We start from the raw sequence: 6,916 nt of genomic DNA, 5'->3' as shown, positions 1-6,916 counted from the left end.
CCGAGCCGGTTCGTCACTGGGGCGCCGACTATGTTACCCACCGACCCCGGGCGCTGGCGTTGGCATTCATTTTTTTACCCGGCCTCTTGGTCCCCCCCCCCCCGTTCAATCTGGGGGGCCCGCGACGCTACGTCTGCCGCATCGCACCCCGCGGGCGTCATCCACAGGCGACGGTCGACGTCGGCATCTCCGACACGCCACCCAGCGACGACGAACGCCTCGATTAACCATGTGAATCGAGGCGTTCGTCGAACAGACCTCAGGCGCCGCGCAGGCGCTCGGCCAGGTAGGTCTCGAGGCCGTCGAGCGGCACGCGCTCCTGAGCCATCGTGTCGCGATCGCGCACCGTGACGGCGTTGTCGTCGAGGGAGTCGAAGTCGACGGTCACGCAGAACGGGGTGCCGACCTCGTCCTGGCGGCGGTAGCGGCGGCCGATGGCGCCCGCGTCGTCGAAGTCCACGGTCCACGAGCCGCGCAGAGTGTCGGCCACCTCGCGCGCGAGGGGCGAGAGGCGCTCGTTGCGCGAGAGCGGCAGCACGGCGACCTTGACGGGTGCGAGACGCGGGTCGAGCTTGAGCACCGTGCGGATGTCGGTGCCGCCCTTGGCGTTGGGCACCTCCTCCTCCTCGTACGCGTCGACGAGGAAGGCCATCATCGAGCGGGTCAGGCCGAACGACGGCTCGATCACGTACGGGGTGTAGCGCTCGCCGGATGCCTGGTCGAAGTAGGTCAGGCTCTGGCCCGACGCCGCGGTGTGGCTCGACAGGTCGTAGTCGGTGCGGTTGGCGACGCCCATCAGCTCGCCCCACTCCTTGCCCGGGAAGCCGAACTTGTACTCGAAGTCGATCGTGGCGGCCGAGTAGTGCGCGCGCTCGTCATCGGGCACATCGAACTGGCGCATGTTCTCGGGGTCGATGCCGAGGTCGATGAACCAGTCCCAGCACGCCTGCACCCAGTGGTCGAACCACTCCTGCGCCTCGGCCGGCGGCACGAAGAACTCGATCTCCATCTGCTCGAACTCGCGAGTGCGGAAGATGAAGTTTCCGGGGGTGATCTCGTTGCGGAACGCCTTGCCGACCTGGCCGATGCCGAACGGCGGCTTCTTGCGCGATGCGGTCAGCACGTTCGCAAAGTTCACGAAGATGCCCTGCGCGGTCTCGGGGCGCATGAAGTGCAGGCCCGACTCGTCGTCGACGACCCCGAGGTAGGTCTTCACGAGACCCGAGAACGACTTCGGCTCGGTCCACTTGCCGCGGGTGCCGCAGTCGGGGCAGACGATGTCGGCCATGCCGTTCTCGGGCAGCCGGCCCTTCTTCGCCTCGTAGTTCTCGATGAGGTGGTCTTCACGGTGACGCTTGTGGCACTGCAGGCACTCGACGAGCGGGTCGGTGAAGGTCGCGACGTGGCCGGAGGCCTCCCACACGCGCTTGGGCAGGATGATGCTCGAGTCGAGGCCGACCATGTCGCCGCGACCGCGCACGAACGTCTGCCACCACTGCCGACGGATGTTCTCCTTCAGCTCAGTGCCGAGCGGTCCGTAGTCCCAGGCCGAACGCGAACCGCCGTAGATCTCACCCGCTTGGAACACGAACCCGCGGTGGCGGGCGAGGGCGATGACCTTGTCAAGACGGGACTGTTCGGCCACGGTGGCTCCAATGGTCGCATGCTGCGGGTGAGAAGCCCGTGAACACGGGCATCCCAATCCTACCCGCGACGACCTTCCGGCATGTCTGTGCCCGGTGGGATGCTGATGCCATGGAACAGCGTGTGAGCTTCATCACCCTCGCCGTGGCCGATGTGCCCCGCACCCGAGCGTTCTACGTCGACGGGCTGGGCTGGCAGCCGATCTTCGAGGCAGATGAGGTGATCATGCTGCCGGTCGCCGACCGTGTGATCCTGTCGCTGTGGAGCGTCGACGGCTTCGCCGCCGAGATCGGGCAGGCGCCGGCATCCGGAATCGCGCCGATCACCCTGTCGCACAATCTCGCGACCGAACCCGAGGTCGACGCCGTGCTCGCCGAGGCTGCGACGCTCGGCGCGGCCGTGACGGAAGCCACCCGACGCGAGTGGGGCGGGTACTCGGGCTATTTCGCCGATCCCGACGGATTCCGCTGGGAGGTCGCGGTCAACCCCGGCGAGACCGGGGCGTTCGTGCTGCCGCCTACTCGGTGAACAGGTAGCCGCGCTCGGTGTCGAATCCGGCGACGCGCAGGCCGCGGCCGAGCAGCTGCTCCATCTCGCCGCGCAGGCGCAGGCGCCATTCGTGCGCGGCGGCGGGGTCGTTGAGGCGCATCGCCTCGACATCCGAGGGGATCTCGAGGGTGGCGACGACGGCATCGGATGCCGGCGGCTTGGCGATGTCGGCCAGGGCCCACTCGACGTCGAGGCGGTCGCTCTCGTCACCCGCGTCGCCGCCGCCGAAGATGCCATAGCGGTTCACCGAGTAGCCGCTGACCCGCGCACCCAGCACGGTGAGGAAGAAGTGCGCGTTGCGGGCGACGAGCGGGTCGTACGTCCAGGTGATCCGACCGACCTCGCGCGAGAACGCCCACTGGCGCTGGTGCTCCTTGAGCTCGCGGCCCCAGCCGCGACCCCGGTACTCGGGCAGCAGCGCGGTGATGTGCGAGTACATCATGCGCCGCGCAGGCTCGCCGAAGAAGGCGATCGAGGCGCCGACCATGCGCTCCTCGCCCTCGCTGTCGTCGAAGAGCCCGACGACGTAGTTACCCGAGTGCTGCAGAGCGCGCAGCGTGCCGGCGTCGATGACGCGGTTCTCGCCGCGGATCGAATCCAGCAGCTCCTGGGCATCGATGATCAGTTCAACCGTGTCGAGGTCTCGAATCGTGCGCACGATGCCAGTCTGCCCCTCTCGACGCGATTGCGGAAACGCTGCGGTCGCGTGGCGGCCGGGTCATCGGACGAAGCGATGGTCATCGGGTACTCGTACGGCCGGCCGCCGTCGGCCTTCACCGCGGCGCTGCGGACGCTGGTACGCGCAGGCTCCGGACGGCGGCGGCGGAGGAACGTTGCTCATGCGGCCAGCGCACCCGGGCGTCGGTCGCGAGTAGGGTCGTGCCCATGAACAGCACCGGGCGCGACATCCTGCGGCAGTCGACGATCATCGCCGCGGCGGTGTTCATGATCATCGGCGCGGCCATCGGCGGCGGAGCGTTCGGCGGGGAGTCGGTCGCCGAGCTGCAGAACGGCGCACTGTCGGCCGAGGGCTCGTATCTCGCCCCGGCCGGCCCGGCGTTCGCGATCTGGACGCTCATCTATCTCGGCCTCGCGGCGTACACGGTCTGGCAGGCCCTGCCCGCACAGCGCGACAGCAGCCGCCAGCGTGCGATCGGCTGGTGGGTCGCCGGCTCGATGGTGCTCAACGGCCTGTGGCTGGTGACCGCCCGCTACCTGAACCTCGTGGTCACCGTCATCGTCATCGCGGCTCTGCTCGCCGTGCTTGCCCGCATCATCGTCATGCTCGGCCGCGACCGGGCATCCGGACCGCTCGATCTGACCCTCTTCGACGGCGTGCAGGGACTGCACTTCGGCTGGGTGACGATCGCCACCGTCGCGAACACCGCCGCCTGGCTGACGCAGACGCTGCCCGCCGATCTCGGCGAGCAGGCCGATGCCTGGGGCATCGGCGTGCTGGTGGTGGTCGCCGTCATCGGCGCGGCGAGCGCGCTCGTCACCCGCCGCCTCGCTCCTGCTCTCGCCACCTCCTGGGGGCTGGCCTGGCTCGCGGTCGGACGCATCGGCGGCGACCCGCAGAGCACCGCCATCGGCGTGACGGGCCTGATCGTCGCGGCGGTCATCCTCGTCGCCGGGGTCATCGGCCTGCTGCGAGCGCGGCGGACGGCTCGCTGACCACCCCGTCGCGCTGAGCGCCGAAGCGTAATCTGGAGGGATGCCATCTTCGGAGTCTGAGACCGACACCCCGCCACAGAAGCAGTTCCTCGGTCAGCCGCGCGCCCTGGCCCACCTGTTCGGCGTCGAGATGTGGGAGCGGTTCAGCTTCTACGGCATGCAGGGCATCCTGCTGATCTACCTGTACTTCAGCGCCACGAAAGGCGGGCTCGGGCTCGATGAGGCGGTCGCCGGCGGCATCGTCGGCGCGTACGGCGGGTCGGTGTACCTCTCGACCATCCTCGGCGCGTGGCTCGCCGATCGGCTGTTCGGATCGGAGCGCGTGCTGTTCGGCAGCGCGATCGTGATCGTCGCGGGTCATCTGGCGCTGGCGCTGATCCCCGGCATCGCCGGTGTGGCGATCGGCCTCGTGCTCGTCGCGCTCGGCTCGGGCGGGCTGAAGGCGAATGCGACAGCGGTCGTCGGCACCCTGTACTCGGAGGACGACACCCGACGGGATGCCGGATTCTCGCTCTTCTATCTCGGCATCAACCTCGGCTCGTTCTTCGGCCCTCTGCTCACGGGCCTGCTGCAGAAGTCGGTCGGCTTCCACTGGGGCTTCGGCCTCGCCGCGGTCGGGATGACGGCCGGCCTCATCCAGTACAGCTTCGGCCGCAAGAAGCTGCCGGCCGCCGCACGCCAGGTGCCGAACCCGCTGCCGCGCGGCCGCTACGCCCTGTTCGCCGGCATCGGGGTGGCGGCAATCGCCGTGATCGCCGTGCTCGTGCTCATCGGCGTCATCCGCGCCGACAACCTCGCGAGCATCGTGATCCTGTGCGCACTCGCGGCGACCATCGCCTATTTCGCGGTGATTCTCTCGAGCCGTCACATCACGTCGATCGAGCGCTCCCGTGTGTGGGCGTTCGTGCCGCTGTTCATCACGAGTGTGGCGTTCTGGTCGCTGTACCAGCAGCAGTTCACCGTGCTCACCGTCTACAGCGACAAGCGCCTCGACCGTTCGATCCTCGGCTTCGAGATGCCCGTGTCGTGGGTGCAGTCGATCAACCCGGTGTTCATCATCATCCTCTCGGGCATCTTCGCCGCCCTGTGGACCCGACTCGGCACCCGCCAGCCGTCGACCCCCGTGAAGTTCGCGCTGGGCACCGCACTGATGGGAGGAGCGTTCCTGCTCTTCCTGCCGTTCGCCAACGGCGGCGAGGGCTCGACGCCGCTGCTGGCGATCGTCGGCATCCTGCTCGTGTTCACCGTGGCCGAGCTGCTGCTGTCGCCGATCGGGCTGTCGGCCGCGACGAAGCTCGCACCCGCGCGGTTCAAGACACAGATGGTGGCGCTGTTCTTCCTCTCGATCTCGCTGGGCACCGCGATCTCGGGATGGCTCGTGCAGTTCTACGACCCGCGGAACGAGGCGCCGTACTTCACCGTGCTCGGCCTGATCGCGATCGCGGTCGGCGCCGGAATGTTCGTGTCGGTGAAGCCGGTGCTGAAGCTCATGAAGGGCGTCAGCTGACCGGCATCCGGAAGCCGCGACGGTGCGCGGATCGTGGCCACGCGCCGTCACCCCCCTCTGCACCGGTAGCCTTCTTCGGTGAGCGACCGGGATGACAAGGCCAGAAAGCGGCTGTCCCGCACCCCTCCCCGCGGGGCGATCGTCGCCGTGCTGGCCTTCGTGGGCCTGTGCTCGGCATTCATGTTCACGCTCGTCGTGCCCCTGCAGGCCGACCTGCCGCGCCTGCTGAACGCCTCGCGCGAGGACACCAGCTGGGTGGTCACGATCACCCTGCTGGTCGCAGCGGTGGCGACACCGATCTCGGGCCGGCTGGGCGACATGTACGGCAAGCGCCGCGTCGTGATCGCCCTGCTCGCCCTGCTCGCGGTGGGCTCGATCGTAGCGGCGCTGTCGTCGTCGATCATCGGCGTCATCATCGGCCGGGCTCTGCAGGGCGCGACGACCGGGGTGGTGCCGTTGGGCATCGCTATCATGCGCGACGTGCTGCCACCGCAACGGCTCGGCACTGCGGTCGCCCTGATGAGCGCGACGATGGGGGTCGGCGGGGCCGTCGGGATGCCGGTGGCGGCGTTCGTCGCCGAGAACGCCGACTGGCACGGTCTGTTCTGGCTCGCCGCCGCGCTCGGCGTGATCGGCCTGGTGCTGGTCGTGCTCGTGGTTCCGGACGATGTGCTGCTCGCGCCAGGACGCCTCGACGTGATCGGCGCGCTGGGCCTCGCGGCGGGCCTCACCGCTCTGCTGCTGTTCGTGTCGCGCGGAGCGGAGTGGGGCTGGACCTCGCCGTTCGCCCTGGCGTGCCTGATCGGCGGCCTCGGAGTGATGGCCGTCTGGGGCTGGTACCAGCTGAGGGCGAAGGAGCCGCTGCTCGACCTGCGAGTCGCCGTGCGACCCGCCGTGCTCTACACGAACATCGCCGCGATCGGCATGGGATTCGCGCTGTTCTCGTCGAACGTCACCTTCCCGCAGATGCTCGAGCTGCCGCGCGAGACGGGGTCGGGCCTCGGACTCGACATGTTCACCGCGGCGATGATCGTCGCCGTCTCAGGCGTGATGATGATGATCATCTCGCCCCTGTCGGGGTGGCTGGAGCGCACCGTCGGCCCTCGCCCGCTGTTCACCGTCGGCACCGCCGCGATCGTGCTCGCCTACGCGTTCGTGCTGATCTGGTCGACCGAGGTCTGGCACTTCGTCGTCGCCAACGTGCTGATCGGGATCGGCATCGGGTTCTCCTTCGCCGCCATGCCGATGATCATCATGCGCGCCGTCCCCGCGCACGAGACGGGCGCGTCGAACGGGCTCAACGCCCTGTTCCGCTCGGTCGGCACGTCGACCGCGTCGGCCGTGATGGGTGGAGTGCTCGCCGCGATGAGCATCGAGGTCGGCGGCCGGGCGATCCCGACCCGAGAGGCCTTCGAGTTGTGCTTCTGGCTGTCGATCGTCGCCGGGGTGATCGGCTTCGCGCTGACGTTCCTGATCCCCCGGCATCCGGCTGCGGAGGCGCACCCCGCCCTGCCCGGTTGACCAGCGCAGCACCTGGTCCCT

General features: G+C 68.9%; 6 protein-coding genes. 4 read left to right on the top strand and 2 right to left on the bottom strand.

Annotated features, from left to right (window positions below):
• Positions 1-259: 259 nt before the first annotated feature.
• Positions 260-1,645 carry a glycine--tRNA ligase gene (locus ACWGSM_RS10435; RefSeq protein ID WP_452322850.1) on the bottom strand — a complete coding sequence of 462 codons (1,386 nt, stop codon included), beginning with the start codon at positions 1,643-1,645 and terminating at the stop codon, positions 260-262.
• 110 nt (positions 1,646-1,755) lie between these two features.
• Between ACWGSM_RS10435 and ACWGSM_RS10430 the strand changes: the two genes are divergently transcribed.
• Complete coding sequence (locus ACWGSM_RS10430) at positions 1,756-2,172, top strand: VOC family protein (RefSeq protein ID WP_452322849.1); 417 nt, start codon at positions 1,756-1,758, stop codon at positions 2,170-2,172.
• Here the strand turns inward: ACWGSM_RS10430 and ACWGSM_RS10425 are convergent.
• Positions 2,162-2,851 carry a GNAT family N-acetyltransferase gene (locus ACWGSM_RS10425; RefSeq protein WP_452322848.1) on the bottom strand — a complete coding sequence of 230 codons (690 nt, stop codon included), beginning with the start codon at positions 2,849-2,851 and terminating at the stop codon, positions 2,162-2,164. The two genes, ACWGSM_RS10430 and ACWGSM_RS10425, sit on opposite strands and share 11 nt — an antisense overlap.
• Before the next feature lie 227 nt (positions 2,852-3,078).
• On the opposite strand from ACWGSM_RS10425, the gene ACWGSM_RS10420 reads away from it, so the two are divergent.
• From ACWGSM_RS10420 to ACWGSM_RS10410, 3 genes are all read left to right on the top strand, one after another.
• A complete protein-coding gene (locus tag ACWGSM_RS10420; RefSeq protein WP_452322847.1) occupies positions 3,079-3,867 on the top strand; it encodes a TspO/MBR family protein in 789 nt (262 codons plus the stop codon).
• Between the two features lie 40 nt (positions 3,868-3,907).
• Positions 3,908-5,374, top strand: a complete 1,467-nt coding sequence (locus ACWGSM_RS10415) for a peptide MFS transporter (RefSeq protein WP_452322846.1) — start codon at positions 3,908-3,910, stop codon at positions 5,372-5,374.
• Between the two features lie 78 nt (positions 5,375-5,452).
• The gene (locus tag ACWGSM_RS10410; RefSeq protein ID WP_452322845.1) at positions 5,453-6,895 is read left to right on the top strand and encodes an MFS transporter; all 1,443 of its coding nucleotides are present in this window, start codon (positions 5,453-5,455) and stop codon (positions 6,893-6,895) included.
• Positions 6,896-6,916 lie beyond the last annotated feature (21 nt).

Source organism: Microbacterium sp. NPDC055521, assembly GCF_053619695.1.
The sequence above is the reverse complement of the archived record's forward strand: the minus strand, read 5'-3'. Positions and strand labels throughout refer to the sequence as shown.

Coding starts and splice junctions, on each gene's coding strand:
- ACWGSM_RS10430 (WP_452322849.1), top strand. CDS start 1,756: ATGGAACAGCGTGTGAGCTTCATCACCCTCGCCGTGGCCGATGTGCCC.
- ACWGSM_RS10420 (WP_452322847.1), top strand. CDS start 3,079: ATGAACAGCACCGGGCGCGACATCCTGCGGCAGTCGACGATCATCGCC.
- ACWGSM_RS10415 (WP_452322846.1), top strand. CDS start 3,908: ATGCCATCTTCGGAGTCTGAGACCGACACCCCGCCACAGAAGCAGTTC.